Origin of the sequence: Streptomyces sp. NPDC060194 (assembly GCF_042728285.1) — a bacterium.
Lineage (GTDB): Bacteria > Actinomycetota > Actinomycetes > Streptomycetales > Streptomycetaceae > Streptomyces.
On the sequence record NZ_JBHWZH010000307.1, the window covers coordinates 1 to 1,067 of the forward strand.

Consider the following 1,067-nt stretch of genomic DNA (forward strand, 5'->3'; position numbering starts at 1 on the left):
ACCCGGAAGCTAAGCCTCACAGCGCCGATGGTACTGCAGGGGGGACCCTGTGGGAGAGTAGGACGCCGCCGAACTCCATTTAGCCTCAACCCCCGATTTCACTCGGGGGTTGAGGCTTTTTTGCGTGCTGTTCACGTTCGCCGACCAGGGTCTGGGACATGGCGACTCTTCCTGTTCTCAAAGCCGCCGGCATCGGCCCCGGACACGAGGTGATCGTGCCGGCTTTCGGCAATGTCGAGGTGGCCGAGGCCGTCGTGCTGGCCGGTGCCGTACCGGTCTTCGCTGACGTGGACCCCGAGACGTACTGCCTGACCGCCAACACCGTGGCTGCGGTGGCCGGTGAGCGGACCGCGGCCGTGGTCGCGGTGCGGCGGTTCGGGTACCCGGTCGAGCGCGCGGGACTGCGGGGGCTCGGTGAGCGGTTGGGCATCCAGGTCTTCCTCCACGAGGACCTCGAAGGGGACGGCTTGATGAACGAGCCCTCCGCGCATGTGGAGCGGCGGCGGGCGTACGCCGGCCGCCTGCGCGAGCGGCTGCAGGGCGTCGGTGTTCCGGCGGGGGTGGCCGGGCACGACTACCGGCAGTTCGTCGTGCGGGTGCCGGGGAACGGCCGACCGGACCGGGACGCGTTCGTGCGGGCCCTGCGCGGCAGGGGCGTGGAGTGCCGGGCGCCGGTGAGGACCCCGCTGCATCGCATGCCGGGGTTCCGCAGGGACGTGCTGCTGCCGGAGACGGAGCGGGCGGCGGAGGAGACCGTGGCCCTTCCGCTCGGGAACGTGCCGACGCGCCGCCACCTCGAGCGCGTCGCCGCGGCCTGCAACGCGCTCGGCGGGCTGGCCCAGCCCGCCTTCTGACGTCCCCTCGGCCGTCGGCCGTCGTCCCGGGTGGCGTGGTCACGAACAGCCTCCGGGACGGGGTATGATCGTGTTGTTGCCGAGCGGGAGACCGCGAAGCTCGACAGGCCCCTATAGCTCAGTCGGTAGAGCGTCTCCATGGTAAGGAGAAGGTCAACGGTTCGATTCCGTTTGGGGGCCCCATCTACGAAAGCCTCCGCCCTCTGAGGGCGG

Annotated in this window: 1 protein-coding gene and 1 tRNA gene; both read left to right on the forward strand. The window is 70.5% G+C overall.

The window, feature by feature from the left end; genetic code table 11:
* Positions 1 to 158 precede the first annotated feature (158 nt).
* Positions 159 to 854: a DegT/DnrJ/EryC1/StrS family aminotransferase gene (locus ACFWEG_RS29085; protein WP_387221117.1), complete on the forward strand. Its 696-nt coding sequence runs from the start codon at positions 159 to 161 to the stop codon at positions 852 to 854.
* Positions 855 to 961: 107 nt separating this feature from the next.
* Positions 962 to 1,037 (forward strand) — tRNA-Thr (locus ACFWEG_RS29090).
* The last annotated feature ends 30 nt before the right edge of the window (positions 1,038 to 1,067 follow it).

Coding starts and splice junctions, on each gene's coding strand:
- ACFWEG_RS29085 (WP_387221117.1), top strand. CDS start 159: ATGGCGACTCTTCCTGTTCTCAAAGCCGCCGGCATCGGCCCCGGACAC.